Origin of the sequence: Clostridioides sp. ES-S-0001-03, assembly GCF_020676075.1 — a bacterium.
In the GTDB taxonomy this organism is placed as follows: domain Bacteria; phylum Bacillota; class Clostridia; order Peptostreptococcales; family Peptostreptococcaceae; genus Clostridioides.
This window is the reverse complement of record NZ_JACVWJ010000053.1, coordinates 1-267: the sequence shown is the minus strand read 5'-3', so window position 1 is coordinate 267 and position 267 is coordinate 1. Positions and strand designations below refer to the sequence as shown.

Genomic DNA, 267 nt, shown 5'->3' with positions numbered 1-267 from the left:
CCAGGCAGTTTCCCACCAAGTACCATCAGCGCTAGAGAGCTTAACTTCTGTGTTCGGAATGGGAACAGGTGTATCCTCTCTGCTATTGTAACCACATAATCTCTATGCTTAATATTACTATTAAGTTATTGAAACTAGTAAAACTAGATTCTTTAGAGTTAACACTCTAAAAACTACATATATATTTTAATCAATGAACATCAAATAATATTGGTCAAGTCCTCGACCTATTAGTATCGATAAGCTAAATACATTGCTGCACTTACA

At 34.5% G+C, this 267-nt stretch carries 1 rRNA gene; it reads right to left on the bottom strand.

The window, feature by feature from the left end:
- Nucleotides 1-96, bottom strand: a 5S ribosomal RNA gene (rrf, locus tag IC174_RS20890); the annotation flags it as partial.
- Between the last annotated feature and the right edge of the window lie 171 nt (nucleotides 97-267).